The organism is Oceanococcus atlanticus (assembly GCF_002088235.1).
Classification (GTDB): Bacteria; Pseudomonadota; Gammaproteobacteria; order Nevskiales; family Oceanococcaceae; genus Oceanococcus; species Oceanococcus atlanticus.
In genome coordinates, this window is the sequence record NZ_AQQV01000002.1 from 507,235 (window position 1) to 533,928 (window position 26,694).

At 62.2% G+C, this 26,694-nt stretch carries 28 protein-coding genes; 8 read left to right on the forward strand and 20 right to left on the reverse strand.

Annotated features, from left to right (window positions below; translation table 11 throughout):
- Positions 1 to 13: 13 nt before the first annotated feature.
- From rpsI to ATO7_RS09510, 3 genes are all read right to left on the reverse strand, one after another.
- A complete protein-coding gene (gene rpsI / locus ATO7_RS09500) occupies positions 14 to 400 on the reverse strand; it encodes a 30S ribosomal protein S9 (RefSeq protein WP_083561476.1) in 387 nt (128 codons plus the stop codon).
- A 2-nt stretch (positions 401 to 402) separates the two neighbouring features.
- The gene (gene rplM / locus ATO7_RS09505) at positions 403 to 840 is read right to left on the reverse strand and encodes a 50S ribosomal protein L13 (RefSeq protein ID WP_083561477.1); all 438 of its coding nucleotides are present in this window, start codon (positions 838 to 840) and stop codon (positions 403 to 405) included.
- A 106-nt stretch (positions 841 to 946) separates the two neighbouring features.
- Positions 947 to 1,705, reverse strand: coding sequence for a DUF481 domain-containing protein (locus tag ATO7_RS09510; protein WP_083561479.1), 759 nt, complete (start codon positions 1,703 to 1,705; stop codon positions 947 to 949).
- Between the two features lie 37 nt (positions 1,706 to 1,742).
- Here ATO7_RS09510 and ATO7_RS09515 point away from each other — a divergent pair, with 37 nt between their 5' ends.
- Complete coding sequence (locus ATO7_RS09515; protein WP_083561480.1) at positions 1,743 to 2,912, forward strand: (Fe-S)-binding protein; 1,170 nt, start codon at positions 1,743 to 1,745, stop codon at positions 2,910 to 2,912.
- Positions 2,899 to 3,465, forward strand: a complete 567-nt coding sequence (locus tag ATO7_RS09520; RefSeq protein ID WP_083561482.1) for a nitroreductase family protein — start codon at positions 2,899 to 2,901, stop codon at positions 3,463 to 3,465. Before ATO7_RS09515 ends, ATO7_RS09520 begins: the two co-directional genes overlap by 14 nt.
- Before the next feature lie 6 nt (positions 3,466 to 3,471).
- Here ATO7_RS09520 and ATO7_RS09525 read toward each other — a convergent pair whose 3' ends face one another.
- The 10 genes from ATO7_RS09525 to ATO7_RS09570 form a co-directional block, all read right to left on the reverse strand.
- Positions 3,472 to 4,110: a DUF305 domain-containing protein gene (locus ATO7_RS09525; RefSeq protein ID WP_083561483.1), complete on the reverse strand. Its 639-nt coding sequence runs from the start codon at positions 4,108 to 4,110 to the stop codon at positions 3,472 to 3,474.
- Positions 4,107 to 5,648, reverse strand: coding sequence for an LVIVD repeat-containing protein (locus ATO7_RS09530; protein ID WP_083561484.1), 1,542 nt, complete (start codon positions 5,646 to 5,648; stop codon positions 4,107 to 4,109). Before ATO7_RS09530 ends, ATO7_RS09525 begins: the two co-directional genes overlap by 4 nt.
- 92 nt (positions 5,649 to 5,740) lie before the next feature.
- Positions 5,741 to 6,250, reverse strand: a complete 510-nt coding sequence (locus ATO7_RS09535; RefSeq protein WP_083561486.1) for an LPS-assembly lipoprotein LptE — start codon at positions 6,248 to 6,250, stop codon at positions 5,741 to 5,743.
- Positions 6,247 to 8,826 (reverse strand): leucine--tRNA ligase, encoded by a 2,580-nt coding sequence (leuS, locus tag ATO7_RS09540; protein ID WP_083561488.1) that lies wholly within the window; start codon positions 8,824 to 8,826, stop codon positions 6,247 to 6,249. The genes ATO7_RS09535 and leuS overlap by 4 nt, the downstream gene beginning before the upstream one ends.
- 26 nt (positions 8,827 to 8,852) lie before the next feature.
- On the reverse strand, positions 8,853 to 10,325 hold the full coding sequence (gene lnt, locus ATO7_RS09545) for an apolipoprotein N-acyltransferase (RefSeq protein ID WP_083561490.1): 1,473 nt from the start codon (positions 10,323 to 10,325) through the stop codon (positions 8,853 to 8,855).
- Positions 10,326 to 10,330: 5 nt separating this feature from the next.
- On the reverse strand, positions 10,331 to 11,194 hold the full coding sequence (locus ATO7_RS09550) for an HlyC/CorC family transporter (RefSeq protein WP_083561492.1): 864 nt from the start codon (positions 11,192 to 11,194) through the stop codon (positions 10,331 to 10,333).
- Between the two features lie 7 nt (positions 11,195 to 11,201).
- Positions 11,202 to 11,663: an rRNA maturation RNase YbeY gene (gene ybeY, locus ATO7_RS09555; protein ID WP_083561494.1), complete on the reverse strand. Its 462-nt coding sequence runs from the start codon at positions 11,661 to 11,663 to the stop codon at positions 11,202 to 11,204.
- Positions 11,660 to 12,619 carry a PhoH family protein gene (locus ATO7_RS09560; RefSeq protein ID WP_083561495.1) on the reverse strand — a complete coding sequence of 320 codons (960 nt, stop codon included), beginning with the start codon at positions 12,617 to 12,619 and terminating at the stop codon, positions 11,660 to 11,662. The genes ybeY and ATO7_RS09560 overlap by 4 nt, the downstream gene beginning before the upstream one ends.
- A 16-nt stretch (positions 12,620 to 12,635) precedes the next feature.
- A complete protein-coding gene (miaB, locus tag ATO7_RS09565) occupies positions 12,636 to 13,979 on the reverse strand; it encodes a tRNA (N6-isopentenyl adenosine(37)-C2)-methylthiotransferase MiaB (protein ID WP_083561811.1) in 1,344 nt (447 codons plus the stop codon).
- 66 nt (positions 13,980 to 14,045) lie between these two features.
- On the reverse strand, positions 14,046 to 14,483 hold the full coding sequence (locus tag ATO7_RS09570; protein ID WP_083561496.1) for a low molecular weight protein-tyrosine-phosphatase: 438 nt from the start codon (positions 14,481 to 14,483) through the stop codon (positions 14,046 to 14,048).
- Positions 14,484 to 14,621: 138 nt separating this feature from the next.
- Here ATO7_RS09570 and ATO7_RS09575 point away from each other — a divergent pair, with 138 nt between their 5' ends.
- From ATO7_RS09575 to mtnA, 5 genes are read left to right on the forward strand one after another with little or no spacing between them, the layout of a single operon-like run.
- Complete coding sequence (locus ATO7_RS09575) at positions 14,622 to 16,706, forward strand: EAL domain-containing protein (RefSeq protein ID WP_158523141.1); 2,085 nt, start codon at positions 14,622 to 14,624, stop codon at positions 16,704 to 16,706.
- A 55-nt stretch (positions 16,707 to 16,761) separates the two neighbouring features.
- Positions 16,762 to 17,397 (forward strand): methylthioribulose 1-phosphate dehydratase, encoded by a 636-nt coding sequence (locus ATO7_RS09580; RefSeq protein ID WP_146680265.1) that lies wholly within the window; start codon positions 16,762 to 16,764, stop codon positions 17,395 to 17,397.
- Positions 17,394 to 18,092 (forward strand): acireductone synthase, encoded by a 699-nt coding sequence (gene mtnC, locus ATO7_RS09585; RefSeq protein WP_083561500.1) that lies wholly within the window; start codon positions 17,394 to 17,396, stop codon positions 18,090 to 18,092. The genes ATO7_RS09580 and mtnC overlap by 4 nt, the downstream gene beginning before the upstream one ends.
- Positions 18,089 to 18,634, forward strand: a complete 546-nt coding sequence (locus ATO7_RS09590; protein ID WP_083561502.1) for a 1,2-dihydroxy-3-keto-5-methylthiopentene dioxygenase — start codon at positions 18,089 to 18,091, stop codon at positions 18,632 to 18,634. The genes mtnC and ATO7_RS09590 overlap by 4 nt, the downstream gene beginning before the upstream one ends.
- 4 nt (positions 18,635 to 18,638) lie before the next feature.
- Positions 18,639 to 19,664 carry an S-methyl-5-thioribose-1-phosphate isomerase gene (gene mtnA, locus ATO7_RS09595; protein ID WP_083561504.1) on the forward strand — a complete coding sequence of 342 codons (1,026 nt, stop codon included), beginning with the start codon at positions 18,639 to 18,641 and terminating at the stop codon, positions 19,662 to 19,664.
- Positions 19,665 to 19,676: 12 nt separating this feature from the next.
- Here the strand turns inward: mtnA and ATO7_RS09600 are convergent, their stop codons facing one another.
- Positions 19,677 to 20,105 (reverse strand): hypothetical protein, encoded by a 429-nt coding sequence (locus tag ATO7_RS09600; RefSeq protein WP_083561506.1) that lies wholly within the window; start codon positions 20,103 to 20,105, stop codon positions 19,677 to 19,679.
- Positions 20,102 to 21,109 (reverse strand): carbon-nitrogen hydrolase family protein, encoded by a 1,008-nt coding sequence (locus ATO7_RS09605; RefSeq protein WP_206044865.1) that lies wholly within the window; start codon positions 21,107 to 21,109, stop codon positions 20,102 to 20,104. The genes ATO7_RS09600 and ATO7_RS09605 overlap by 4 nt, the downstream gene beginning before the upstream one ends.
- Positions 21,110 to 21,303: 194 nt before the next feature.
- Between ATO7_RS09605 and ATO7_RS09610 the strand changes: the two genes are divergently transcribed.
- A complete protein-coding gene (locus ATO7_RS09610; protein WP_158523142.1) occupies positions 21,304 to 21,927 on the forward strand; it encodes a helix-turn-helix domain-containing protein in 624 nt (207 codons plus the stop codon).
- Positions 21,928 to 22,026: 99 nt separating this feature from the next.
- On the opposite strand, the gene ATO7_RS16805 is transcribed toward ATO7_RS09610, so the two are convergent.
- The 5 genes from ATO7_RS16805 to ATO7_RS09635 all read right to left on the reverse strand — a co-directional run bounded on the left by ATO7_RS16805 (position 22,027) and on the right by ATO7_RS09635 (position 26,599).
- Positions 22,027 to 23,169, reverse strand: coding sequence for a TolB-like translocation protein (locus ATO7_RS16805; RefSeq protein ID WP_146680266.1), 1,143 nt, complete (start codon positions 23,167 to 23,169; stop codon positions 22,027 to 22,029).
- A gap of 96 nt (positions 23,170 to 23,265) precedes the next feature.
- On the reverse strand, positions 23,266 to 24,075 hold the full coding sequence (locus ATO7_RS09620) for a glucose 1-dehydrogenase (RefSeq protein WP_206044866.1): 810 nt from the start codon (positions 24,073 to 24,075) through the stop codon (positions 23,266 to 23,268).
- A 113-nt stretch (positions 24,076 to 24,188) separates the two neighbouring features.
- Complete coding sequence (locus ATO7_RS09625; protein WP_083561511.1) at positions 24,189 to 25,139, reverse strand: NmrA family NAD(P)-binding protein; 951 nt, start codon at positions 25,137 to 25,139, stop codon at positions 24,189 to 24,191.
- Positions 25,140 to 25,160: 21 nt separating this feature from the next.
- Positions 25,161 to 26,213: a saccharopine dehydrogenase family protein gene (locus ATO7_RS09630; RefSeq protein ID WP_083561512.1), complete on the reverse strand. Its 1,053-nt coding sequence runs from the start codon at positions 26,211 to 26,213 to the stop codon at positions 25,161 to 25,163.
- Positions 26,210 to 26,599: a hypothetical protein gene (locus tag ATO7_RS09635; RefSeq protein WP_083561514.1), complete on the reverse strand. Its 390-nt coding sequence runs from the start codon at positions 26,597 to 26,599 to the stop codon at positions 26,210 to 26,212. Before ATO7_RS09635 ends, ATO7_RS09630 begins: the two co-directional genes overlap by 4 nt.
- Positions 26,600 to 26,694: the final 95 nt, after the last annotated feature.

The window sequence follows — 26,694 nt, forward strand, 5'->3', positions numbered from 1 at the left end:
ACCTGACGCAAGTTTAGCGCTTGCTGTACTGCGTTGCTTTACGTGCTTTGCGCAGGCCGACTTTCTTACGCTCAACCTTACGTGAGTCACGGGTCAGCAGACCGGCAGCGCGCAGCGGACCACGCAGCTCTTCGTCGTAGTCAACCAGGGCACGAGCCAGACCGTGGCGGATAGCGCCAGCCTGACCATTGGCACCGCCACCGCTGGTGGTGACGTTGACATCGAAACGACCCAGGTTCTCGGTCACTTCCAGCGGCTGCATGACGATCATGCGCGAGGTCGGGCGACCGAAGAATTCGTCGAGCGGCTTGCCGTTGACGGTGATCTGGCCGGAGCCGGATTTCAGAAAGACGCGTGCCGTGGCGGTTTTGCGACGGCCAGTTCCGTAGTTGGTTTGCATAATCAGTTCTTCAGATCCAGAACTTGCGGCTGCTGAGCAGCATGAGGATGCTCAGCGCCACGGTAAATCTTGAGTTTTTTGAACATCGCACGACCCAGCGGGTTCTTCGGCAGCATGCCTTTGACGGCCGCTTCGATCACGCGCTCGGGGTGGTCGCGCAACTGGTCGTCCAGGCGCACTGCATGCAGGTTACCCGGGCGGCCAGAGTGGCGATAGTAGAATTTCTGACTGGCTTTGTTGCCGGTCACACGCACTTTCTCGGCGTTGACTACAACAATGTAGTCGCCGGTATCGACGTGCGGGGTGAATTCAGGCTTGTGCTTGCCGCGCAGACGATGAGCGAGTTCGGTGGCCAGACGACCAAGGACCAGATCACTGGCGTCGATCAGGACCCAATCGCGGCGTACTTCGTGCGGCTTGGCGGAAACTGTGGTTGTCATTCTTGAAATGATCCCGGTTAGCGCGCAAAGGCGCCAAGACTTGGGGTGGACAGAAAGGGCGCGAATTCTAGGGATTCAGCTGACAAAAATCAAGCCGAATCAAACTCTAGTATTCGTAGGACAGTGAGACCGACGAGATGGTGTCGGTTTGCTCGGTATCAGCGGGCACGTTGCTGTTGTGCTTCACGGTAAAGGCCAGGTTGGCAAACACCCCGCCGATCACCGACAGCTTCAGCTCGCTGAGCGATTCCGTGTAGGTGTTGGTGTCACCGTACTCGGTGGTCAGGGTCTGCGCAAAACGGCTGGTCTCGCTGATCTGCCAAGCATAGATCAGACCAGCGCGTCCCACCACCTCAGATTCACGCCGCGCACCATCTTCCTGTGCCAATGTCTGGCGAGCACCGGCGCCCAGCTCCAGATCCAGCTTGTGCGATTCGCCATTGATGACACGACGACCGTAGCCCAGTGTCTGTGCGGTCCGTTCTCGGACACCACCGAACAGGTCCTTTTCGAAATCCAGCTGCAGGAACAGGTAGTCGTTCTCGGTGAAATCCAATGCGCTGCGCATGCCGACCACGTAACGCTCAGAGGTGGTGCGCTTCTCGATGTTGCCCGCATCATCCTCAGTTTCACTGCGCGCCTGCATGGCGCTGGCCTTGAGCGCGTTGTGCCACACCTCTTTGTCGTAACTCAGACCGAATTCGAAGTTGAAGGTGCTGGTCTCGCTGTTGCCGCTGGCGGCAATCGCGCCAACCGCAATTTTGCCGCCCCAGGGACTCTCTGCGACGGCCCCAACACTGTGCAAACTGGCACACAGCGCAAACACAGCCGTGCCAAGACGCATCGGATAAAATGTAGGGTTCATCTGCTTTTTCAGGGCAAAGGGCCGCGTATTCTAGGAAATGAACCATCGATTTCCAATTGAACAGGCGGACCTGTGCGTGAAATGCGGCCTGTGCGCACCGCACTGCCCCACCTACGCCCTGTCGGGCATGGAGCCGGAGTCGCCGCGCGGGCGCATCGCCATGATGACGGCAATCGCCGACGGCACGGTCGCGCCCAGCGATCGCGCGCGCGAACACCTGGATCATTGCCTGTCCTGCCAGGCCTGCGAAGCGGTATGCCCGGCCAAAGTGCCGTATCTGTCATTGCTCGACAGCCATCGCGCCTTGCATCCACCCCGCGCCCCGCGCACCCAGCGCTGGCTGCAAAGCATATTGAGCGGGCAACGCTTGCGGGGCCTGCTGCGCGCCACACTGCGCCTGGCCCAGAGACTCAGATCTTGGCTCTGGCCGATCAGCCGCGCGCTGCGGCTGACAGCCCTGAGACGTCAGCTCAGCCTGCTACCGCAAGGTCGAACCGCGGCATTGCCAGCCTTTGCGCGCAACGCCGAGGTCTACATCTTTGCCGGCTGCGTCGGCGACCTGGCCAATGCGCCGGCTGTTGAGGCCCTGCTGAGCTGCTGCCGCGCCCTCAAGCTCAAGGCCAGCGTGATTCCGGCCGGTCATTGCTGCGGCGCCCTGGCCCAGCACGCCGGTCAGCCGCAGCAGGCAGAGGCGTTGCGTGCGCGTCTGAACGACCTGCTCGATCCGTCCAAACCGGTGCTGGCACTGGATTCGGCCTGCGCCAATCAGCTGCGCGACAGTGGCTGGTCACAGGTCGAAGAGGCCTGCCACTTCCTCAATCGCCAGCACTGGCCGGATCAGGCGCTGCGCGCCCCCGAACAACGCGTGCTGATCCATCAGCCCTGCTCCCAGCGCAACGGTCTGCGCCAGCCTGAGGCCGCGCGCAGCCTGTTGCAACGCGTGACCGGCCTTGAGCTGCACGACATGCCGGATGCCGCGTGTTGCGGCGCCGCTGGCACCCACATGCTGCAATTCGCGCAACGTGCAGACGCGCTGCGCGAGAGCAAACTGGCGGCCTGCCAGGCAATCAAGCCCACCGCGCTGGTGACCACAAACATCGGCTGCGCCATGCACCTGGCCGCCGGCTTGCGCTTGCACGACGACGCCCCATTGACCACTGTATGCCACCCGGTTGAACTGATCGCACCCTGCCTTGAGTCTGTATAACCACCAGCAAATTCACGCCGCCCTGATTCAGCGCCGCACCATCCACGATTTCCTGCCGGATCGGGTGCCGCCGTGGCGCGATGTCGAAATCGCCCTGCAGGCTGCCTGCTTTGCGCCCAACCACTATTTCACACAGCCGTGGCGCTTTTACGCGATCGGTGACAAGACCAAGCAAGCGATTGTTGATCTGAATGCGGATCTGGTGGCCCGCAAACGCGGCCCCGAGGCTGGCGAAAAAAAACGCCGACGCTGGGCCGAAATTCCGGGCTGGCTGGTGATCACCTGTGAGCGCTCAAGCCAGCCGCTGCGTGCCCGCGAGGACTATGCGGCATGCTGCTGCGCGATCCAGAACCTGATGCTCGACCTGTGGGCCCGCGGGGTCGGCTGCAAGTGGACATCCGGCGATATCATCCGCGAGCCGGCGTTCTACCGCCTGCTTGGCATCAAGGCCCAGCAGCAAGAAGTGGTCGCCCTGCTCTGGTACGGCTACCCGGCGGTGATTCCGCGCACCATGCGCTCAAAGCTGGACAGCAAGCTGACCCGTCTGCCCTGACCGCCGTCACTGGTTTGCAGACAGCTGCGCCAGGGCCAGCTGCATCTGCACCGTTTCACGTGTCTGCGCCATGAGCATGCGCTGGGCCAGCTGGCGCACCGGCGTAAGACGGGCCTCGCGGGCCGCAAACTCCAGCATCGGCAGGCCGCCCTCATGGTGCGCCATCATCAGGTTCAGAAACAGGCGATCTCGCGCCTCAGCATGCGCCCGATCCAGCTGTTCGATCTGGGCACCGGTGGCCAGCCCGGGCATGCCGCTGGCCGAGTTCTCGCAGGCCACCAGATACGCTTTGAGCTTGGCATCCGGCGGACGCTGCCCGGCCAGCATCCAGTCCATCGACCGGCCTGAAGGCGCCAGGGCTTGATCCCACAGGCTGAGCCAGCCGCGCATCTGACCGAGTTCTAGCAGCTGGTTCTGGCGCACCGCTTCAGCAAAGCCGTTCAGGCCGGATTCATGACCGTGCAGAAACAGGGTGGCCAGAAATATGGCCTGATCGTGATGCTGGCTCATGTGCTGGGCAAAGCCGATATCGACCACACCGGGCGTGTTGTCCGCATAGTGCGCAGGCGCGGCCTGCGGCATCGTCAGCCACGCCCCGAACACGCCACAGGCCACCGCTGCCATCAGCGTCAGCGCATGTTTCACGGCGCCTTATCGGACAGCGGATAAACCCCGTTTTCGAATTCCAGCACCAGGAAACCGTTGTCCATGCAGGTCACCCACAACTGCTCACCCACAAAGCGCGGCGGCGAGCTGCACCAATCCGCGCTCATCTCGCCATGCACCGCGCCCAGCCCCATGGCCAACAGCTCGGGCACTGCAGCCACGTAATCGAACAGATAAGGGGTCAGCGCCAGCGGGTTTTCGCCACTGGCGTTCTGGTCGGAAATCACCGGCAGCACGCCACCGCCATAAGCATGCAGTGAACCGTGCAGACGCGGCGCTGCATCGGGCTGGGCCGGCGGATTGAAATAGGCGATCTCGCGTGGTTCACGTGGATCGCGAATGTCGAACACGCGGATGCCGGACTGGAAATAACCGCACGCCATCGCCGTCGGGTTCTCGACCCGGTCGACATCGCAATAATGCGCTTCATAGGAAAACGCGCCGTTGCGCGCGGTGTCTTCCACACGCAATGCCGCGTGTTCAGGACGCTGGATCTCCAGCTGAAGATGGGTGATCACCTCGGGGGCGGTTTCATCGCTGATGTCGATGATGCGAATGCCTTCCGAGGCAAATTCATCCGGCGCGATCAGATGCGGCACGCCATCGAAGAACACCGGCAGCGCATGCTGGCCACAACTGCGTGGATTCCAGGTCAGATGACTGATCTGGCGGACCTGCGGTGCACTGGCGCGGTTCTGCACCTCACTGATATCCAGGGTCAACACACCGCCCGGCAGGCAGGTCGCCAGATACATGCGCGTGCCATCTGCATTGAATTCAGCGCCGTGATTGGCCGGAAAGCCCTGCAAGCCGGAATACACCACCCGAGGCTGGGCCGGCTCGCTGACATCAATAGCGGTGAGGCTGCCCGCGACCAGCCCGGTCGCCCAGTAGGTCTGACCGTCAGGCGCCCAGTTGCCTTCATGACCGAGCAGATTGGCTGGCAATTCCAGCGAGGTACCGAGCAAACCGTTGCGGTGCACCGGCTGGGCGCAATCCTCATTGATGTCATACACGTCGAAAAACCCGGGCGCGGTCAGCAGGCCCACAGCCACACCACCAATCAGGCCGCGCTGCTCGTTGACCTTGAGCGACTCCCAGGTCCCCAGCAGCATGCCCGGGCTAGCATGGTGGCCGGCAAAAACCGGTGCGCTGGGATCTGACACATCCACAACCTGCATACCGGGGGTTGCACTCAGCACCGCCGCAATCGGCCCGCTGGACATATAGGCGCAATGCCCACTGGATGCACTGACCACCGAGGCACCCTGCCCCTGGTACTGCCCGACCTGTTTGAGATTGCAGGAATACGCCTGCAAATTGCGTCCGCTGTCGCGATCGGCAAGTGGCACCTGACCTTGCAGCCCGGTTTCGGGCTGGCTGCCCGGGCCACATTGAGCCGCCTGCGGCACCACCGAACGAACTTGAGAGGGCGGCGTATCAATGCGCCCTCCGTTACAGGCGCCCAGCGCCAAACTGAGGCCAACGCAGGCCGTCGCCGCATTCCATGCACGCATTACCGTCTCCCGATCTGATCCGCTGTGGGTTTTGTTATGTCAGACGAGTATCTGGCATGCCTGGCACAGGCACAAGACGCGTTGCGACCTTGTCAGGCATCACCCGGCAGGCTGCGCAGATCAACCTCGGCACGCAGCAGCAGCAGCTCGATCAGGTCACGCGCGAGGCCCTCGCGCAGACGCGCCTCTTCAACATCCTTGGCGAGCACCACCGTGGGGTCGAAACTCATGCGCCGGTCGGCCGACAGGCTGTAGACCTCGGAGCGCCATTCACCGGCCAGAATCTGGAAATCGACATGCCGGCCCAGTTCGTATTCCACCGCCTTGCCATCCGCACCAATTGCCGCCACCACCCGGGTGTCACGCAAGCGGTGCAGCTTGATGGTGAAACGTGGCTCACCCTGCGCGGTCACGCCCCGCTGTTGCAGGGCGCGATCCAGCGCGGTGGCGAAGTACAGCATGGCCGGTTGCCGCGCGGAATAGTCCAGACGGTAATGTGGCCATGCCGACGGCCAGTTGTGACTGCCTTGCAGCTGAAACCCGCAGGCGCTGAGAAACCCGATCAGGCCGATCAGCAACCCGCAGCGCAGCAAGCTGTTCACCCCACCACCAGGTTGACCAGCTTGCCTGGCACGTAGATTTCCTTGCGCAAGGTCATGCCCTCAAGGTGGCGCTTGACGTTCTCGTCCGCCTTGGCCTGGGCAAGAATCGCGTCCTTGTCAGCCGCAGCATCGACTTCGATACGCCCGCGTAACTTGCCGTTGACCTGCACCACCAGCGCGATGCTGTCGCTGACCAGTGCGCGCTCATCAACCTGCGGCCAGTTCGCATCGATCACTGCACCCTCATGCCCCAGCGCCTGCCACAGCTGGTCGCAGACATGCGGGGTTATCGGTGCCAGCAGCAGCACCGCAGTGTCCAGCGCCTCCTGCACCACCGCGCGGCCCTGCGCGCTGTCATCAGCAAAACGCGAGACCGCATTCAAAAGCTCCATCACTGCGGCGATGGCGGTATTAAAGGTCATGCGCCGACCGATGTCGTCGCCGGCCTTGCTCAAGGTTTCATGCACCTTGGCGCGCAGGCCTTTCTGCTCGCGACTCAGGGCATCAACATCCAGCGCCACCACAGCGCCGCCCTGCACGTGCGCATGCACCTGACGCCACAGACGCTTGATGAAGCGCAGCGCACCATCAACACCGGCATCCGACCATTCCAGCGACTGATCCGGCGGCGCCGCAAACATCATGAACAGGCGCACGGTGTCGGCGCCGTAGCGTTCGATCATGACCTGCGGGTCGATGCCATTGTTCTTGGACTTGGACATCTTGTTCATGCCGTCGTATTCGACAACCGAACCGTCCGACTTCAGCGTGCCACCGACAATGCGCCCGTCGGCATCGCGCTCAATCTCAACATCCAGCGGCGACACCCACTGCTGACCGCCCTTGTCATCACGGGTAAACCAGCTGTCGGCCAGCACCATGCCCTGGGTCAGCAGACGCTTGAACGGTTCATTGGAACTTAACAGCCCTTCGTCACGCATCAGCTTGTGGAAGAAACGCGCGTACAACAAATGCAGGATGGCGTGTTCGATGCCTCCGATGTACTGATCAACCGGTGCCCAGTAGTCGGCGCGCGCATCGAGCATGGCGCTGTCGGCATCCGGGCAGGCGAACCGGGCGTAGTACCAGCTCGATTCGAAGAAGGTATCGAAGGTGTCCGTCTCACGCCGGGCATCGCCGCCGCAGGAGGGGCATTTGACCTTGATCCACTCGTCCATCGTGGCCAGCGGCGATGCGCCCCCGGTCACCGTCACATCTTCAGGTAGCGCCACCGGCAGCTGGTCTTCCGGCACCGGTTGATCACCACACTGATCGCAGTAGATCACCGGAATCGGGCAGCCCCAGTAACGCTGACGAGACACACCCCAGTCGCGCAGACGGAAGTTGACCTGCTTTTCGGCGGCCTCGCCCAGATGCTGCTGTAACGCGGCAAAGGCCGCGTCAAAATCCAGACCGTCGAAATCGCCCGAATTGATCAGACGACCGCGTGCGGTGTAAGCGGCCTCGGAAATGTCCGGCACCTGCTCGCCATCAGCCGAAATCACCGCCTTGAGCGGCAAGCCGTAGGCCTGGGCGAACTCCCAGTCGCGCTGGTCGTGCGCCGGCACACTCATCACCGCGCCCGTGCCATAGGACATCAGCACGAAGTTGGCGGCCCACACCGGCACCTTCTCGCCGGTGACCGGGTGCACGGCATCAATGCCCAGCGCGATGCCTTTTTTGTCCTGGGTTTCGAGATCCGCCGCAGCGGTTCCGCCGCGCTGGCACTCGGCCACAAAAGCCGCCACTTCAGGTTTGTCCTGCGCGGCCTGCTGGGCCAGCGGGTGGCCAGCAGCAACGGCCAGGTAGGTCACCCCCATCAGGGTGTCAGGGCGCGTGGTGAAAACCTCAAGCGGCTCGGCATCGGGCACGGCGAAGCGAATGCGCAGCCCTTCGGACCGTCCGATCCAGTTGCGCTGCATGGTCTTGACCGCCTCAGGCCAGTGCTCCAGCTCATCCAGCGAGCTGAGCAGCTCCTCGGCGTAATCGGTGATCTTGAGGAACCACTGCGGAATTTCGCGCTGCTCGACCAGCGCACCGGAGCGCCAGCCGCGGCCGTCGATAACCTGCTCGTTGGCCAGCACGGTGTTGTCGACCGGGTCCCAGTTGACCACCGAATTCTTGCGGTAAACCAACCCCTTCTTCATCAGCCGGGTGAACAGCCACTGCTCCCAGCGGTAATAGCCCGGATCACAGGTCGCCAGTTCACGCGACCAGTCGTAGGCAAAGCCCAGACGCTGCAACTGACCACGCATGTAGTCGATGTTCTCGCGCGTCCAAGCCGCGGGCGGCACCTGGTTCTTGATCGCAGCGTTCTCGGCCGGCAGGCCGAAGGCATCCCAGCCCATCGGCTGAAGCACGTTTTTGCCGCACATGCGGTGGTAGCGCGCGAGCACATCACCGATGGTGTAGTTGCGCACATGGCCCATGTGCAGGCGCCCGGATGGGTACGGGAACATGCTCAGGCAGTAATATTTTTCCCGCGCCGGGTCTTCGCTGGCCTTGAAAGCCTGCGCCTCATTCCAGCGCTGCTGCACCGCGGTTTCGATCGCCTGCGGATCGTATTGGTCCTGCATCACAAGTCGGTCTTGAAAAAGGCGCGCTATGTTACCAGCCTGCGACGCATCAGCAGGCCCAGCAGCAAGGCCACGGCTAGGTAGCCAAGCAAGGGCCAGCGCCCCCAGCGCTGATAGGGCGTGAGGCCGTCACGCGGCACCACCCGGGCGCGCAGGCTGCCGCGCACGCCCCAATCCAACTGTTGCTCGACCATGCCATCCGGCCCGATCACCGCGGAGATCCCGGTATTGGCCACGCGCAGCAGGCTGCGCCCGGACTCGACCGCGCGCAAGCGCGCGATCTGCAGATGCTGCTGGGGCGCCGCCGAACCGGAAAACCAGGCATCGTTGGTCACGTTGACCAGCAGCCCCGCGTGGCGCGAGGTTTCGCGCACTTCCATCGGGAAAACGTCCTCGAAGCAGATCGACATCGAGACCGCATGACCGTTCACATCGAGGCTGCGCTGCCCATCCAGCCCGACCGCAATCGACGGAAACGGCAGATTCAGCACATCGAACATCGGGCGAATCCAGGCTGGCGCGGGTATGTATTCGCCAAACGGCACCAGATGCTGCTTCACATAACGCCCCTGATCCTGGCCCAGGGCGTAGACGGTGTTGTAAGTGGCGCCGTCCTGCTGGGTCAGTATGCCGGCGTAGAGCGTGCCGCCCGCTTCACGGGCACGCAGGTCGAGCTCTTCGAACAGCCAGGTGACATAGTCATAGGGCAGCGGTATCGCCGCCTCCGGCCAGATCACCAGATCCGCCGGCCAGGCCTGTGAGGTCATGCGCTCGTACAGCTCGATGGTCGGCAGACGATTTTCCGGTCGCCATTTCTGATCCTGACTCATATTGCCCTGGATCAGCACCGCTTCGATGGGTTCTCCCGCAGCCTGGGTCCACTGCGATGGCGCTGGCAGCAGCACATGCGCCGTGATAACCGCCAGCACAGCGCCCGCCGCCAGCAGTCGCGCGCCCCCCGCCAGCAGCGTCAGCAGCGCCACCGCAAGCAGCGCGTACACCGCCGACACGCCATGCACCCCCAGCACGGCCGCAAGCTTGAGACCACCGAGCACCTCGGTGGCCACATAGCCGAGCGAAAACCACGGAAAGCCGTCAAACAAGGTGTCGCGCGCAAACTCCGCAAACATCCAGCAGGCCGGCCATAGCCACAGACCACGCAGACCGCTGATGGGCGGGTGCAGCCAGGCCTGCAGACCTGCGGCCAGCGCCGGAAACAGGCTCAGATACAGCGCCAGCATGAGCAGCAGCAGCAACGACAAGGACAGCGGCGCACCGCCATAAACCCAGGTGCTGATCAGCACCCACCACACGCCACTGAGAAAATGCGCAAAGCCGTACAGCGCGCCCAGCAGCAGGGCCTGGCGCGGTGTGCGCCCGCGCAGCGCGTACAGCAACAACAAGGGGCCAAGTACCACCCCCGGCCAGATATTGAGCGGCGCGAACGCTGCGGTGGTCAGCAGCCCGCCCAGCAGTGCAGCGATGACGGACCGGCGCATGACGACTAATCCTGCTGCGGTTGCCCGCTCACCGTGACCCGCAGCATGGCCAGCCGTCGGCTGTCAGCCCGCGCCACCTGGAACTCGAACTCGCCCAGAGTGAGGGTTTCGCCCGACTTGGGCAGACGCCCGAAGTGATGCGTCACCAGCCCGCCCAGGGTGTCGAACTCCTGGTCCGAGAAGGTCGCCCCGAAATAGGTGTTGAAATCCTCAATCGAACACAAACCCTTGACCAGATAGTGGCGGCTGTCCTGGCGCAGGATCGACGCCCCTTCGGTTTCGTCGTACTCGTCGTCGATATCACCAACAATGGTTTCCAGAACATCCTCGATGGTCACAAGGCCGGACACACCGCCATATTCGTCGACCACCATGGCCATATGATTACGCCCGCTGCGAAACTCTTTCAGGAGCACGTTCAGGCGTTTGTTCTCAGGCACGAATTCAGCCTTGCGCAGGCAGTCCTGAATGCGGAATTCGCTGGTGTCCACGTCCTGACCTGCATACTTGAGCAGATCCTTGGCCAGCAGGATGCCGAGCACATGATCGCGGTTCTCGCCAATCACAGGAAAACGCGAGTGACCGGAATCCACCACCGCGCGCAGCACGTCTTCGATCACCATGTCGTGCTCGATGACAACCATCTGAGAGCGCGGAATCATGATGTGCTCGACCGGGGTGTCGGCTGCCTTCAGCACACCCTCGATCATCAGTTGAGCGTCGGCATCCATCAGTTCGAACTGGCGCGCTTCGCGCAGGATGGCCGAAAGTTCTTCGCGACTGCGGGGCGCCCCGGCAAGGCTGCGGCCCAAACGCCGCATCCAGTTGTCGGAAGGCCCCTCGGTACTCGAAGGATTATCGTCAGACATGATCGTGTTACTCGTACGGATCGGAAAAATTCAATTCAGCTAGCAGTTTGCGTTCCAGGTCTTCCATGCGTTCGGCCTCATCGGCCTCGACATGGTCATGACCCAGCAGATGCAGGCAGCCATGGATCACCATGTGGGCCCAATGGGCCTGCAACGATTTGCCCTGAGCCTGGGCTTCGGCAGCGACCACCGCTGCACAGATGACCAGATCGCCAAGCGCTTGTTCATCCGCCAGCTCGGCAAACTCTTCGGGCAGGGGCTCGGCGGTAAAGGACAGCACATTGGTCGGCTTGTCCTTGTCTCGATACTGCGCATTCAGGGCCTGCGATTCGGCCTCATCGACGATGCGGATGACCAGCTCGCCAACGCCGGGATGATCACGCAAGGCGATGTCGGCCCAGCTTTGCAGCAGCGCATCTTGCGGCGCGTCATGCTCACAGGCGCGCTGAACAACTAGCGACACGCTCATCGCGCATCCCCACCGTCATTTGCACCTTCATGTTCGCCGTAGGCATCGACAATGCGCTGCACCAAGGGGTGACGCACCACATCGCCGGAACGGAAGTAGGTAAAGCTGATTCCCGGCACGCCGTCCAGCACCTGGGTGGCGTGACGCAGGCCGGACTGGCCAGGCCGTGGCAGATCGACCTGGGTCACATCACCGGTCACCACGGCGGTGGAGCCGAAGCCCAGCCGGGTCAGAAACATTTTCATCTGCGCCACGGTGGCGTTCTGCGCTTCATCCATGATGATGAAGGATTCGTTCAGCGTGCGGCCACGCATGTACGCCAGCGGCGCCACTTCGATGATGTTGCGCTCGATCAGCCGCCCGACCTTCTCGAAGCCGAGCATTTCATACAGGGCGTCGTAGAGCGGACGCAGATACGGGTCAATCTTCTGGGCCAGATCACCAGGCAGAAAACCCAACCGCTCACCGGCTTCCACCGCCGGGCGCACCAGCATGATGCGGCGCACTTCGTCGCGCTCCAGCGCTTCCACCGCGGCCGCCACGGCGAGATAGGTCTTGCCGGTCCCGGCCGGACCAACCCCGAACACCAGATCATGACGCTGGATGCTGCCGAGATAATGCGCCTGACTGGGATTGCGCGGACGAATCACACCGCGGCGCGTGCGGATGCGCAGAGGCTCGGCGCTGTCTTCGGTGACCTGCTCGCGCGCCGCCATGTGCACGGCCTCGCGGTCCACCGTCGCACCACCATTGCCACCGTACAGGCGACGCACGGTCATGGCCGCCTGCTCAACCGCTTCGGCACTGCCGAGGATTTCGAAGTCATAGGCGCGGTTGCGAATCTCAACATTGAGATCCCGTTCGAGCTGACGCAAATGCTGATCCGCAGGACCACACAACGCAGATAGACGATCCTGCGACTCCGGCTGGAGTCGCAGCTGTTTGGAGGTGTTCACGAGCGCAAGGCAATCATCAGGCGGCGTGGGCTGCCGGGTTGACCAGCACGCCACGCAGGGAATTGGGCAAAGCCTCGGTAATTTCGACGTCAACAAAGCGCCCGATCAATTCCGGCTCGGCCGTGAAATTGACCCAGCGGTTGTTGTCGGTGCGCCCGGCCAGCTGGCCCACATCCTTGCGTGACAGACGCTCGACCAGCACACGTTGGGTGGTGCCGACCATGGCACGCGAGAATTCGTCGCCGCGCGCGCGCACCCGATCCTGGAGGATCTGCAGACGCTGTTTCTTGACCTGCGCATCGACGCCGTCATGCAGCTTGGCCGCCGGCGTGCCCGGACGGGCGCTGTAGACAAACGAGAAGGCGTGATCGAAATCGGCGAAGCCGACCAGTTCCATGGTCGCCTCGAAATCGGCGTCGGTTTCGCTCGGGAACCCGACGATGATGTCGGTGGACAGGCTGATCTCCGGCCGCGCCGCGCGCAAGCGCTGGACTTTGGAAATGTATTCCTGGGCACTGTGGCCACGCTTCATCATCATCAGGATGCGGTCAGAGCCCGACTGCACCGGCAGATGCAGATAACTGGCCAGCTTGGGCACATCGGCGTAGGCCTGAATCAGGCTGTCGGAGAACTCGGCCGGATGCGAGGTGGTGAAACGAATGCGTCCGATGTCTTCAATTTCGGCGATGTAGCGAATCAGCAAGGCCAGATCCGCCGTGGTGCCATCACTCATCTTGCCGTAATAGGCGTTGACGTTCTGACCCAGCAGGGTGATTTCGCGCACGCCCTGAGCGGCCAGCGCCCGGACTTCGGCCATCACGTCATCAAACGGACGGCTGACCTCTTCCCCGCGGGTGTAGGGCACGACACAGAAGGTGCAGTACTTGGAGCACCCCTCCATCACCGAAACGAAAGCGGTCACGCCCTCGGCCTGCGGTTCAGGCAGGGCATCGAACTTCTCGATTTCCGGGAAACTGATGTCCATGGCGGCGCGGCCGCTGCTGGCACGCTGCTCCATCAGCTCGGGCAGACGATGCAGGGTCTGCGGACCAAACACCAGATCGACATACGGTGCCCGCTCAAGAATCGCATCGCCTTCCTGGCTGGCAACGCAGCCGCCCACGCCAATCATCAGATCCGGCTTGGTCTGCTTGCGCTGTTTCCAGCGGCCCAGCTCGGAGAAGACTTTCTCCTGCGCTTTCTCGCGGATCGAACATGTGTTGAGCAGCAGGATATCCGCGTCTTCCGGATTGTCCGTGCGTTCCACCTGGTGTGACTTCTCAAGCACCGCCGCCATCTTGCCCGAATCGTAGTCGTTCATCTGGCAGCCGAATGTCTTGATGTAGAGCTTTGCTCCCACGGTAAAAAATTCAGCCAAAAGGGGTGAAAGTATACGTCAAACAGGCATGCGCCTGCCCCGGATCAGTCAGCCGATGCGCTGCAGCCACTGATCCACGCATTCGTCGAGCTGGGCATAGCAGGCTTCAAAGGCTGCTCGGCCGCGCCGGTAGGGGTCTGGCACGCCATCACGCGCCTGCCATTTGCTCATCAGATGAACGCGCCCACGGGTGGTCGGAAAACGCTGGTTGATCCAGTCCTCATGGTGTTTTTCCATCACCAGCACAAGGTCGTAAGCCTTGAGCAGCTCCGGCTTGATTTGCTGCGCCTGATGGGCCCGCATGTCGATGCCATAGTCATCCATCACCGCAATCGCATCGTCGTCGGCCGGCCAGCCCAGCATCGCACCAACCCCGGCGGAGGCCACACGGGCGCCAGATTTGCGCCAGCGATCGCGCAACAGGAATTCGCCCATCGGGCTGCGACAGATGTTGCCGGTGCATACAACCAGTAACGAAGAAAACATGACTTGTGGCCGGAGTTCTTGGGTGTGTCAGAAAAATGACGCAAAAACGCAGTTCTTCTCAAAAACTTCGCGCCTTAAGCGCGACGCTGCAACTCAAATATGCCCAAAACCGCACCCCGAGCGCCAGGAACCACGACCATGGATGTTGCCAACAAAGCCCCTTCCGCAAACCTCCACGTCCCAACCACACTGGGCATGTGGACATCGGCGCTGAAGATCGCCCTGCTGCCCGGCTTGGCCTTGATGTGCCTGATTGCCGCGCCGCTGGCCGGCTACCAGATTCCCGGCGAGATTCGCGGTGTCTCGGTACACACGGCCATCACGCTGGGTCTCGCCGCGCTGCTTTTCGCGCTGGTGCCAATGATCTGGCGCAGCGGCTATCGTCACGCCGATCATGGTGAAGAGCACGTTGATGCATCCTCGCTGCTGGAAGCCAATAAGCAACTGCACCTGACACGCTATCAACTGCAGAAACGCGGCAAGGAACTGGACGAAGCCATCGGTCAGCTCAAAGCGCAGCGCCAGGATATGTCGCGTATCAGCGTCGCCGCGCGGCGCAGCATGGCGCTGGCCGGCGTGACCATCAATTCCAGTGGCGAAGCGGTGGTCGTCACCGATATTCACGGCGTGATTCGCGGCATCAGCCCGGCCGCGACACAGCTTTGCGGCATCCATCGCGATGATGCCATCGGTAGCGCATTTGACGAAGTCATGCAGCTGTTTGACCCCGGCGCAGCGCGTCCGGAGCAACACCCAGTCAAGCGCATCGCACTGCGCGCCATTGATGCCGCCGACGCCGCACCACATCTGGAGAACTGCGTCCTGCGTGACCGCATCGGCAAAAGCTACTCGGTGCTGGTCACCTCCATGGCTGTCACCGACAAGGAAGGCACAGCTGTAGGCGCTTACATCAAAATGGAACGCGACGATCAGGCTGGGGGCGCGCCGATGCGCATCCCCAGCCAACTCGATCCGATCACCGGCCTGGCCACGCGAGACGCCTTCACCCGTCAGCTTGATGATTTGCTGCGCACCGCGCGTATCAAATCCGGCGAGCACCATCTGATGCTGCTGACACCTGACAACCTTGATTTCATTAGCGACCGTCACGGTTACCAGGCCGCCGAACAAGTGCTGTGGCAAATCGCCGAAACCTGCCGCGCGAGCACCGACGACAACGCCCAGTGCTTCGCCATCTCGGCCGGTCGATTCGCACTGCTGCTGCCCGACAGCCTCGACGGGGATGCCCGCAACTGCGCAGAAAATCTGCGCCAGGAACTGCAGCAGGCGACGTTGACCTGGCGCAACGAAAACCTGGAACTCAACGCCACCATTGCACTGCTTCCGCTCAACGGCGATTCGCCCAGCGTCAATGGCGTGATGGAACTGGCTGAAGCCATGCTGCGAGCCGGGCGGCGTGCCGGCGGCAACCGTGTTCACACCAGCGTCCCTGCACAAACCACCAGCGAATCCCGCTTTGACGATCGCGGCTGGGCCGAATGGCTGCAGCAGCGCCTGGGTGCCGGGCTGGGTCATCTGATGTCCCAGGAAATTCTGCCCGTTGATACGCAGAACCATCGGCGCAGCGTGGAATGCTATATGCGCATTGAAGACGCCGATGGCGTGTGGGTCTCACCGCGCAGCTTCCTGCCCGCACTTGGCCGTATCGGGGAAACCGCCATGATGGATCTGTGGGTGCTCGATCAGGTGCTGGAACAGCTTGCGGACAACCCCAACTTTGCCACCGAGTACGCCAGCTTCTCGATCAACATCGCAGCCGCCTCCCTGCAGGACACCACCTTCGCCCTGCGCGTGAGCGAGCGCCTCAACCGGCATGCCGCACACGCCGCTCAAGTGTGTTTCGAAATTGCCGAGAACACCGCCACCTCGATGTTGCGTGAAGTGGCCCAGTTCGTCGAAACCGTGCAGAACCTGGGCGCCAGGGTGGCCATCGACCAGGCCCGCGGCGTCGGCTTCGCCCAGCTACTGCAGAGCTGTCGTCCCAATGCGGTCAAGGTGGATGCCACCCTGATTTGCAGCGCCACACACGATGACCTGGCCCAGGCTCAGGTGCGCTGGATTGCGCAGAGCGCACATCTGCGTGGTGTGGAGTGCACCGCCTGCGGCATTGAAGATGCCGCCTGGATCGAGGGCATCAAGGCTCTTGGGGTCGATCACCTGCAAGGCTCTGGCCTGAACAAGATGGGCCCCTTGATGGTGTAAACACCTGAGCATCGGCAGGCGATAAAATGCAGCCCCCTTTCGCCTGCCGATGGTCATGCCGCAATCTGACGACTACCCCGCCCTGTGTGATGCCCTGCTCGACACCATCGGGCGGATTGCGGCGCGCCACTGGTGCCCGGCTACCGGCGGCAATTTCTCCGCCCGGATCGATGACCAGCTGCGACTGATCACCCGTTCCGGGCGCGACAAGACACGCCTGAGCCGCGCCGATCTGATGCTCTGCGACGCCCGGGGCAAGGCGCTCAACCCCGCTGACAAGCCCTCCGACGAAACCGCGTTGCATGCGCGCCTGTATCAGCTCGACAGCCGCATCGGTGCGGTGCTGCACACACACTCAAGCACCGCCACCGTGCTGTCACGCCTGTCGCATGGCTCAAGCCTGAGCATTCACGGCTTTGAAATGCAGAAGGCCATACACGGACAAACCAGCCATCTCGACGCCCTGGACGTGCCGATCTTCGACAACACCCAGGACATCGACGCGCTGGCCGAGCGGGTGGCTGAACGCTGGCCGGCAGACGCCACCGTGGTGCCTGCCCTGCTGGTACGCGGACATGGTCTGTATGCCTGGGGCCGCGACCTCAACGAAGCCTACCGCCACGTGGAAGGCCTGGAATTTCTGTTTGAATGCGTGTGGCAGGAGCGTCTGGCCACCCGGGATTTGTCATGAACACCCACAAGATTCGCGCCCTGATCACCGACATCGAGGGCACCACCACCGACATCGCCTTCGTGCACAAGGTGCTGTTTCCCTACGCCCGCGCCGAGCTGCCCACCTTCCTGCGCGCTCAGGCTGAGCAACCCCAGGTGGCCGCCGAGTTGCGCGCCGCCGCAGCCCTGGCCGAACGCCCCGAAGCCACGCTCGAGGAACTCATCGACCTGCTGATCCGCTGGATCGACGAAGACCGCAAAGCCACCCCGCTGAAAAATCTGCAGGGCCAGATCTGGAAAGCCGGCTACGAAAACGGCGACTTTCACGGTCACGTCTACCCCGACGCCCATCAGGGCCTGAGCCGTTGGCATGGGGAGGGAGCGCAGCTGGGCGTCTACTCCAGCGGCTCGATCCCGGCCCAGAAACTGCTGTTCGGTTACTCCGATTTCGGCGACATGCGGCCGCTGTTCCAGGCCTGGTTCGACACCACCACCGGACCCAAGCGCGAAGTCGCCAGCTACCGTTCGATCACCCGGGAGCTGGATCTTTCGCCGGCGGATATTCTGTTCCTGTCCGATGTCACAGCCGAACTCGACGCCGCCCGCGACGCCGGGCTGCAAACCATTCATCTGGTGCGCGATGAGAGCATCACCCGCACCGACCACGAGGCCGTCGCGAGCTTCGACGACATCCACCTGGAGATAGCCGCATGACCCACCTGCGCCACTGCCCTGACGATCAGCCGCACGCTGCGCTGCTCGACACCACCGACTACCCCCGCATTCAGGCTGCGCTGAGCGCTGTCGGCGTCCAGCTTGAGCGCTGGGAAGCGGCCGTCGAGCTGCCGCCTGAAGCCAGCCAGGAAGACATTCTTGCTGCCTACCAAAGCGATATCGATCGTCTGGTGGCCGAAGCGGGCTATCAGAGCTGGGATGTGGTCAGCATGGTGCCCGATCATCCCGACAAGGCAGCCTTTCGCAGCAAGTTTCTGGAAGAGCACACCCACGCCGAAGACGAGGTGCGCTTCTTCGTGCGCGGCCAGGGCCTGTTCACCCTGCACATCAACGGCCAGGTGTTCGAGCTGCTGTGCGAAAAAGGCGATCTGATCCGGGTCCCCGCGGGCACCCGCCACTGGTTCGACATGGGCCCAAACCCGGCATTCACCGCGATTCGTCTGTTCAACAACCCGGAAGGCTGGATTGCCCAGTTCACCGGCGACGACATCGCCCAGCACTTCTCCCGCCTGGACAACTGACACCTTGAACCCGCTCGACCGCCGCGCCACCAGCCTGCGTTTTATCGACCAGCGGCTGGACATCCTGGATCAGCGCCTGCTCCCGCACGAGGAGCGCTGGCACCGCTGCGACACACCCGATGAGCTGATCGGCCACATCCACTCGCTGGCCGTGCGCGGCGCGCCACTGATCGGTATCGCCGCCAGCCTGATGGTGGCCCAGCGGGCCCTGGCCGGCATCCCGGCAAGCCAGCTGCTGGACGAGCTTGAAGCGCTGCGCGCAAGCCGGCCGACCGCGGTCAATCTGATGAATTATCTGGATCGGCTGCGCCCGCTGCTGCAGCAAGGCGCCGACGCCGCCCACATTGCATCCTGCGCGCTGGCCATATTCGATCAGGATCAGGCGCTGTGTCAGGCCATCGGTGAAGCCGGCCTGTCTGTGATCCCGAGTGCAAGCCGGGTACTAACCCACTGCAACACCGGCAGCCTGGCCACCGCCGGCATCGGCACGGCCCTGGGCATCATCACCCTGGCCCACGCACGCGGGCTCAAACCCAATGTGTGGGTGGATGAGACTCGCCCACTACTTCAGGGCAGCCGCCTGACAGCCTGGGAGCTGGCCCGCGCCGATGTGCCGCATCGGCTGATCTGCGACAACATGGCAGCCAGCTTGATGGCCGCCGGCGAGGTCGACCTGGTTCTGGTCGGGGCGGACCGTATCGCCGCCAACGGGGACACGGCCAACAAAATCGGCACCTATGGCCTGGCCGTGCTGGCCCATCACCACAAGATTCCGTTCTACTTTGCTGCGCCGGTGACCACCATCGACCCGGCCTGCCCGAATGGCGCCGCCATCACCATCGAGCAACGCCAGCCGGACGAGGTGCGTGGCGCTAAAACCGCAGGTGGCGAGCTGCTGTTCAGCCCACCCGGCACCGCTGTCAGCAACCCCGCTTTCGATGTCACGCCAGCGTCGCTGATCAGCGCCTGGATAACCGACCGCGGGGTGCACCGCCAGGCCAGCGAACTGCCTGTGGGCGATCCGTACTGAATCCGATTCAGCTTACAGATTGCCGGCGATCAACACGCAGGTGCCGCCAATCTCACCGACGATCAAGAGCAGCATAAAGCCGCGCAGCAGCCACGGTGACAGCGTTCTGGAACCCAGCACATGGGGCTTGCGCAGCTGATTGTCGGTGTCCTGCAAAAACCCGTGGATGGCGTAACTCAGCACCGCCAGGGCAAAGAACACGATGGGGATCACCACCGCCGCGAGGTTGATGTGCGGCGACAAGCTGCTGCTCAAAGCCAGCTGCTGCAGCACCAGACAGGCAAAGGCATAAAGCAACGCCGTGCGATGGCAGATATCAACGTAAACCGGCGCCGTTGCCGACGCCGAGCGCGCCATATGCCAGTACTTCCAGATGCCGGTCAGCATGCCGGTCAGCAAAAACACCCCTGCACTGAGCAGGGCAAAACGTTCCGCACTCATGATTCCCCCTGGGCTGCGCGTCGCGCCGCCTCAACACCGGCCGCACGGGCCGTCTTGCGATAAACCATCTCACTGACCCAGTTCTGCTGGTGCCAGTAAGCCTTCAGAAACAGCGGCAAATGCGGTATCCAGAACCGCTCCAGCGCATCCTCACAAACCGGTGTCTGCGCGCCCAGCGCGACATCGGCATAGACCGTACCCGGCCCCTCCATCACATTGCGACTGGCCAGCACCTGACCGCGGCTGTCGACGATCTGGCTTGCCCCGACGTACTCGGTTTCATACGGCACCTGCAATCCCAGCCCAAGACGAAACTGCCCGCCAATCTGCCCACAATGTGAGGCCTGCACCACCGGCGCGCCCAAGCGACGGGCAAACTCGACCGGGGCCTGTTCGCTCAAATAGCGGTTGTACTGGCCGATCGAAGCCAGCATGCGACGCATGGCGCCCGGCCAGTTGTGCGGCAAGGTCCACCAGTGGGTGCCCGTCATCGCCAGTTCAACACGCCCACGCATGCGTTTCACCGTCTGGCTGCGGATCAGCTCCCAGCACACCGCCGCACCGACGCCGCCAAGCTCGGTTTGCCACACCCCGTCGTCGCTGCCGCCGCGGTAGAACGCACGCTCCCACATGGTCGGCAGATCCTTGTCATGAGCGTGCGTCTCACCTTTGGGCCCGACCAGCACATAACGGTTGTAGATCTCCCCGTCCTGCTCCACCAGCATCGAGCCGCCAACCCAGCCGCCGTGGCGAGCCGCTAGGCGGCTCATCATGTCAATGGCCGCATTGCGCGCCGGCAGCACACAGGCTGCGGTCTGCGCCCGCGGTGCGATGGCGCCGGTAAAGAACTCCGGCAAGGCAACAATCTGAGCCCCCGCCTGGAAGGCCTCTTCGATACGCTGTTCGGCATGCGCGATGTTGGGCGCTGCATCACCGACCACTGCGTGCATCTGTATCGCCGCCACCCGCCGGGTCTGCGACTGATCATCACGCGCTGTGTTCACTGCTTTCTCCGTTCTCAGGACGGCGCTAATATTGGCTGCATTCGATTCCGGGGACTTTCAAGATTCTGCTACCCAACCAGATTCAGGTCGCCGGTCGCACGCTGCTTTATATCGGCCATCTGCCACAAACGCAGTGGCATGCGCACTGTTGTGAAACCTGGCTGTTTGGCCTGGATGGACCGCTTCAGGTTCGAGTGGCCAACAGCAAGCACATCCATCGCGCGCGCAGCGCGGTGATCGCAGCCAACACCCAGCACATTCTGCACGCCCCGGACACCCGCGTGGGCGTGGTCTTGCTCGACCCGGTCATAAGCGCCACCACCCAGCCCGAAGCGGACGCGATCGGCCAACACCGTGATGCCGCACACTGGATCCAGGCCCTGAATCAGGGCGGCACAATCGACGCCGATGATGCCGTGTGGCGGCCCCATACAACAGCATACGCCGCACGTGATCCGCGCGTGCTCGCCGCCGCCGAGCAGGTCGACGCCCGGTTGTTCGAAAATCAGCCGGTCAGTGATGTGGCTAAAAGCGTGGCGCTATCCGAATCACGTTTACAGCATCTGTTCGCCTCGCAAACCGGCCTGCGTCTGCGCCAGTACCGCCTGTGGATGCGTGTACTCAAAACCGCTGGCGATGCCGCCCTGGGTCACAGCATGACCGACGCAGCGCACGCCAACGGCTTCTCAAGCTCGGCGCACTTCTCCAGCTCGTTTCGCAAAAGCTTTGGCCTGGCGCCACGCGAGATACTCAGTAGCAATGCGTTGACAGAAAACCCGAGTCTTATCGGCTCAGCAACCAACAGGTTGCTGGCATAACGTCAACCCGCCCAGGTCTCGTCGAAACACTCAGCCCCTCCCTGCAACGTGGCTAAACAGAGCGCCTGCCAAGCACAAAAGCAGGCGCTGCTTGTCGTTTTAGAAAGGAAACGGAATCTTCCAGATGCCTTCAACAAAACCACGGTTTGAAACGAAGTAGATTGACGCCTGATCATGACTCACAACAGGTAATGCGTCGAGAGAACCATTTGTAGTGAGCTGCCGAAGACCGCGCCCTTCCTTTGAGACCATCCAAATGTCGTAGTTGGAGAAGTTCTCGCTGTCCTTGCCATCTGCGGCTGCAAAAATGATGTACTCGCCATCTGGTGACCAAGTCGCATCCTTCTTCTTCATCAACTGCCCGGTCAGTTTATCCTTCGGTATGGCTGACGAGGTTAGCTGAACCGGATCACGACCATCGGTGCTGATAGTCCAAAGCTGACCATTTACACCAGTGAACACGATTTTTTCACCGTCAGGAGAAAGCGACGGATTAGATCCTTCACGTAGCTGCGTTGGGTATGGGTTACCCCCACCCAAGCTCCACAACTGTGGTTGAGTTTTTGTTAACGACAAGCCACGGCGACGATAATCAGGCAGGAAGGTAAAAACCATTTTTCCACTTGGATGTACCGTGGGATGGTAGTGGTAACCATCGACCGTTTGGCGAATCATTGAAACGCCACCAGCCCGAGAAGCGTCAATACGGAAAATATCAATACCGTCTGGTCTTGTGCGATTGGATGCAAAGGTTATGTGACCGCTCGGCCCATACTCCGGGTACATATCCAGCCAACGCCCAGTGGTCAACTGAGAAATACCTCCGCCATTGGTCGGAACACCACGCAGCGTCGCAGAATACTTACCCACGCTACCGGAAAACCCTGACTGGGTTTGATTTTGGGCTTGCTGCTCTTCAATAAGAGAGAAAACGACTTTGCTGCCGATGGGGTCGATCGTGATCTTGTTGATGCTCTGACCTTCTTCAACTCTGGTAATCAAGGTCGCCGCAGCAACATCACGCTCAATATCTTCGACCCAGGCACGTACTCTTTTGGGTGAAACCGCCAAGCCCTCGTCAGTAAATCCAGTTTCGACACGGTCAACCACTCGAACCATATCTGGTTTCTTATTGAACAACGCGCAACCGCTCATCAGCGGCACAGCCAGAACACCGACCAGAATTTTTTTCAAAGCACCCACCCCAATTGGCAAATCTGCGGTACAAGCAGTACCGCCCAAGAGCCTCCAATAATAGCGCTTTGTATACCGAATTGTCGGATAGGGATGGCCTGAGCCTAGCTTGGTGCTTGCCAGCAACCCTATAGGTGAGTTAATTCAGCGCCCCGACATGCCGCCATCCACCACCAGTTCGCTGCCGGTGACATAGCTGGATGCATCAGAGGCTAAAAAGACCACCGCCAGGGCGACTTCGCGCGGGGTACCGAGACGCCCCACCGAGGTCATGCTGTGGATGGTTTCGCGTGCGGCCGCCTCATCCGGCACGATGCCCAGATCGATCCAGGTTTCCAGCAGATGATCGCCCATCGGGGTTTCGATCAGACCGGGGTGCACCGAATTCACGCGTATGGCGTAGCCCAGGCTGCCGAACTCGGCTGCGGCGTGTTTGCTGTACGAACGTACGGCGCCCTTGGTCGAGCCATAGGCACTGTGAGCCAGGGTGCCGAACAGCCCGGCCACCGAGGACATATTGATGATCGAGCCACCACGCCCGGCCGGGCCATCCGGCTTCATCGCGCGGGCGGCGTATTTCATGCCCAGGAATATGGAATCGATGTTGACCGAATTGATGCGCCGGACCTGCTCCAGCGTGTCGGTTTCGACCAGCGCCCCGGTCAGAATTCCGGCGTTGTTGACCAGCACATCAAAGCCGCCGAGACGGTCGATGGTCTGCGACACCACTTCTTCCCAGGTCGCCTCATCGACCACATCCTGCTGCATGCAGTCAGCGTGACAGCCCTGCTCGCGCAGCCGCGTGACCAACGCCTGGCAGGCCTCCAGATCGATGTCGGTGATCATGACGGCAGCGCCAGCCTGGGCCAGCGCCTCGGCGCAGGCCGCACCGATACCACGGCCGGCTCCTGTGACCAGTGCAACCTTCCCGTCCAACTGATATTCCTGCAGCATGCTGTTCTCCTTATGTGCTGTCGTCGGCGCCGCGCCGTCTCTTCAAAACGCGATGTCCTGAGCTTGAGTGTGGTCCTGCACGGGCACACTGGCACCTAACCGACGATAGGGATTCACCCCTGGATGGTGGCCTGCATGGCCTCAGCCATCGGTTCGATGATGTCGGTAAAGGCCTGATCCAGCGGCGTGCCCTTGAAATCGGGCAGATGCAGGGCATTCCAGTTGGCCCACAACGGCATGCCTTCGGGGCATTCGGTGGCGGCCAGACCAATCGCCATGATGGCCTTGATCAGCGGATTGCTTTCCGCCGCGTGGGCCGCCCGCCAGTCTTCCAGCCCCAGATAGTTGCGTGCCACCTTGCGCCCGAGCGCCGCCTCGCGTGCATCCAGCAGTTCATTCCAGGAGCAGTAGGCGGTGGCTGCCACCGGGCAGACCGCATTGCGCGAAGCCGGATGAGCCAGCACATGCGGAATGATGCGCCCGACATCCTGGCCGCAGGACCAGGAAAATTTGCGCTCGCCATCGCCCATGACGCCGACCGGCTCGACCATGTAGTACTCCGGCCACAACCCGGCCGGAATGATCGTGAAGTCGAGGCCGGCCAGCTCGATCACCCGGCGGATAAAGGCTTTCTGCGCCGCCATCGTGCGGTGCACGCTGGGCGTGGGCCAGAACTGCTCCCATTCGTAGATGTAGCCGTACTCGGATGGCACGAAGCGCTCTACACCGGCCATCTTGGCCGCCCAGATCAGCGGGTACTGCGACTCGGTGGCAAACAGCGGCACACACGAAACCAGATAATCCGTACCTTCCAGCGCGGGGATCAGCTCCGAATGATCGGTGACATCGGCCTCGCGCACCTCCACGCCCTGGCGTGTCCATTCATCCCATAGCGGCTGCTTTTCGGCCACCCCCATGAGCACGCCGGAGGAGGATTTCTCCTGCTGGCCAGGTTTGCGCCGCAGCACCTTGACGTCGAATACGTCCTGCGCGAGCAGCTCGTTGACGCAGGCGCGCCCGGCCGTGCCGGAGGCCGCGAATACGGTGACAGTCTTGCGTGACATGCTTGTCTCCTGGTTTTGCTTTTAGCTATTGATGTGCATGACGTAGCCATCACGCCCATGCAGAAACTCACGTCCCAGCAGCGTCGAGGCGGTGTGATAGCCCGATGCCGGAGTGGCGGTATCAAACTGTTCAGCCGCCGCCACAACGCACTGAGCGGTCAAGAGGTAAACGCTGGGCGCGGTCAGCGTGCCGCTGACTTCCCGCCCTTGCGGATTGGTCACACGCCCCCAGAACTGCGTGCCCGCATTGGTCCGGGTTGCCTGTGAGGGGCCAGTCGGCAGCAACCAGCCCACCAGCTTGAGCAAAGCCTTTTGCATGGGCCGCGTGCCCAGCAGGCCGCGCAGGGGATGGGTCAGCTTCTGCGACCAGCACAGCAAGGCGGGCATGGCAAAGTAAACAATGGTGTTGCCGATACCGGTGGAGTGCTGGGCGGTGAACACATCGCCCCACGGAAAACTGACCGCCGATTGCGTACCGCGCGGAAAGTTCACCTTGCGAATGCGGTAGCCCAGCGGCACCGGGGTCAGCTCGCCCTGTCGCCGCACCATGCCGCCCGCCGGTATGGCCTTGACCGCGGTGCGTGCCGTGCCCTGGCTCGGCAAGGCGCCGAAATCGAAGGCCAGCTCCAGTTCGCTGGCATCCGGCAAGGCATGCGCCAGATTGGCTGCCAGCATGTCGGTGGGCACGATATCGAAGCCCAGCCCCGGGCACAGCACCACACCGGCGCTTGCAGCCTGCGCCGAAAGACTTTGTGCATGCTGGAAAACCGGGATCTCGCCGGTGATATCCAGATAATGTGTCTTGCTCTGCAGGCAGGCCTGCATCATCGGCGCGGCGGTTTCACCGAACGGCCCAGCGCAGTTGATCAGCACGTCGATATCGTCCAGCTGGCCGGCCGCATCCGCCACGCCGAACGCACGCCACTCCAGATTGTGCGATTCGGCCATGCGCTGCGTGCGCGCCGCATTGCGCCCCGCGAGCACCGGCATATGCCCCTTGGCCAGGGCTTCCAGCACGACCAACTCGCCGGTGTAGCCATAACAACCGTAGATCATCCAGCGCTGCGCACTCATGCAGCACTCCCCGCCGGATGGGTTTTGAGAAAGTGTGCAAAGAGCAGCGCAAAGACCAGATCACCCATGGCAACCCAGCCCAGGATGTATCCCTGCCCACCCTGGATGATGACCGGCAATACCACAGCCACCACCGCCAGCTTGCCGATCGTACCCAGCACCGCATACGGGCGGTACTTCACCGGATCCCGGCTGACCATGTAGTAGGCATAGCCGAAGGTCAGCACCAGCACGGCGCAGATGTTCAGAATCATGCGATTGCTGCCTTCGGCCGGGGCCAGCTGCATCAGATTCTGGACCAGCGGAAATGCCACCAGCCAGGACAGCCCTACGGCGACATTAAAAAGTGCCGCGATAACAAACAGGATTTTTGCGTGACCATTCATTGTTGTTCTCCCAGTCCACGTCCCACTCGTGAATAAAAAAAGGCGGCCTCCCTTAAGGGTTGCCGCCAGCATGTGCCGGACCTGCGATGGGGGCA

Bases quoted from the DNA above. Each gene is read 5' to 3' on its own strand.
- rpsI (WP_083561476.1), bottom strand. From the start codon at position 400: ATGCAAACCAACTACGGAACTGGCCGTCGCAAAACCGCCACGGCACGC.
- rplM (WP_083561477.1), bottom strand. From the start codon at position 840: ATGACAACCACAGTTTCCGCCAAGCCGCACGAAGTACGCCGCGATTGG.
- ATO7_RS09510 (WP_083561479.1), bottom strand. From the start codon at position 1,705: ATGAACCCTACATTTTATCCGATGCGTCTTGGCACGGCTGTGTTTGCG.
- ATO7_RS09515 (WP_083561480.1), top strand. From the start codon at position 1,743: ATGAACCATCGATTTCCAATTGAACAGGCGGACCTGTGCGTGAAATGC.
- ATO7_RS09530 (WP_083561484.1), bottom strand. From the start codon at position 5,648: ATGCGTGCATGGAATGCGGCGACGGCCTGCGTTGGCCTCAGTTTGGCG.
- leuS (WP_083561488.1), bottom strand. From the start codon at position 8,826: ATGCAGGACCAATACGATCCGCAGGCGATCGAAACCGCGGTGCAGCAG.
- lnt (WP_083561490.1), bottom strand. From the start codon at position 10,325: ATGCGCCGGTCCGTCATCGCTGCACTGCTGGGCGGGCTGCTGACCACC.
- ATO7_RS09550 (WP_083561492.1), bottom strand. From the start codon at position 11,194: ATGTCTGACGATAATCCTTCGAGTACCGAGGGGCCTTCCGACAACTGG.
- ybeY (WP_083561494.1), bottom strand. From the start codon at position 11,663: ATGAGCGTGTCGCTAGTTGTTCAGCGCGCCTGTGAGCATGACGCGCCG.
- ATO7_RS09570 (WP_083561496.1), bottom strand. From the start codon at position 14,483: ATGTTTTCTTCGTTACTGGTTGTATGCACCGGCAACATCTGTCGCAGC.
- ATO7_RS09575 (WP_158523141.1), top strand. From the start codon at position 14,622: ATGGATGTTGCCAACAAAGCCCCTTCCGCAAACCTCCACGTCCCAACC.
- ATO7_RS09580 (WP_146680265.1), top strand. From the start codon at position 16,762: ATGCCGCAATCTGACGACTACCCCGCCCTGTGTGATGCCCTGCTCGAC.
- mtnC (WP_083561500.1), top strand. From the start codon at position 17,394: ATGAACACCCACAAGATTCGCGCCCTGATCACCGACATCGAGGGCACC.
- ATO7_RS09590 (WP_083561502.1), top strand. From the start codon at position 18,089: ATGACCCACCTGCGCCACTGCCCTGACGATCAGCCGCACGCTGCGCTG.
- ATO7_RS09600 (WP_083561506.1), bottom strand. From the start codon at position 20,105: ATGAGTGCGGAACGTTTTGCCCTGCTCAGTGCAGGGGTGTTTTTGCTG.
- ATO7_RS09620 (WP_206044866.1), bottom strand. From the start codon at position 24,075: ATGCTGCAGGAATATCAGTTGGACGGGAAGGTTGCACTGGTCACAGGA.
- ATO7_RS09625 (WP_083561511.1), bottom strand. From the start codon at position 25,139: ATGTCACGCAAGACTGTCACCGTATTCGCGGCCTCCGGCACGGCCGGG.
- ATO7_RS09630 (WP_083561512.1), bottom strand. From the start codon at position 26,213: ATGAGTGCGCAGCGCTGGATGATCTACGGTTGTTATGGCTACACCGGC.
- ATO7_RS09635 (WP_083561514.1), bottom strand. From the start codon at position 26,599: ATGAATGGTCACGCAAAAATCCTGTTTGTTATCGCGGCACTTTTTAAT.